Origin of the sequence: Nodularia chucula CCY0103, from assembly GCF_963923915.1 — a bacterium.
In the GTDB taxonomy this organism is placed as follows: domain Bacteria; phylum Cyanobacteriota; class Cyanobacteriia; order Cyanobacteriales; family Nostocaceae; genus Nodularia; species Nodularia chucula.
Genome location: NZ_CAWUOL010000204.1, coordinates 1 through 984, shown reverse-complemented (window position 1 = coordinate 984; position 984 = coordinate 1). Strand labels below are relative to the sequence as shown.

Annotated in this window: 1 protein-coding gene; it reads right to left on the bottom strand. The window is 44.6% G+C overall.

All coding sequences use genetic code 11. The features are described from left to right. The coding region (locus ACM0OP_RS24210; RefSeq protein WP_414530951.1) for a relaxase/mobilization nuclease domain-containing protein at nucleotides 1–886 on the bottom strand (886 nt) is incomplete at its 3' end. Nucleotides 887–984: the final 98 nt, after the last annotated feature.

Genomic DNA, 984 nt, shown 5'->3' with positions numbered 1-984 from the left:
ATGAGATGCCACGTTTTTCAGTCAGGTAATTTTTTAATGTAGGCCATAGGCTTTCATCTTCTGCTGGGGGCGTAAATGGCAACTGTTGTTTCTGTTCAATCTCTTGGAGAAACTTTTGTACTTCATCAGAAGATATCGGTTTGACTGGATTTAACAGCAGTTGCTCAATGGGTTGGTCGTCGCGTTGTGGTTGGTAGTCAATTTCTTTATGTTTTTGTAGTCCTGGGAAGGTGTAAGCTGCACCTAAACTTGTACCGCTAAATTTCTGCTCATTCCAGGCGTAGGAGATGCCTTTACTCTTGCCGTTGCGTGTTAATCCGTGGCGCACTTCTACACCCAATAATTGCAATCTTTCAATCATTTGGGGCATGGTTGGTTGGTCTACTGTGGCGCGGTCAATCAGTTCAATTAGTTGGGTTTTGATTGCTTGTTGTGGGGCTGTATCTCTTAAACCTTGCTCGTATTCCAGTTGTTCTCGCTCGATGCGTCGCTGTTGTCCTATGCTGGGGGCGCGGTTGAGTTTTTCTTTGCTACTTTGAGCTTGTTGTAAACTGTATTCTAGTTCAAGCTGGCGAATGATTTTTTCGGAGCGCACGTATTCCCAGCTATCACTGGTAATCTTACCATTGTCTAGGCTGATTCGGCTGGCGCAAATGTGTATATGGTCGTGGTCGCGGTCGTTGTGGCGGTAAATGGCGTATTGGTTGGCTGTGTAACCCATTGCCTCTATATATTTGTCGGCGATTTCACACCATGTATCGTTATCTAGCTGTTCGCCTGGGGTGAGTGAGAGGGAAACATGGTGAACTACTTTCAGGGCTTCTGGGTTGAGTTGTCGAGACAGTCGAAATTCTCTAGCTAGTTCGGCGGCATTTGTGCCAAACATATTGCCACCAATTAAGGATGACTTTTCTCGGTTTTCGAGATAGTTACAGCACTTCCGTCTGTTATGAGGTACACTTAATTAAGATATAAATACTTTAA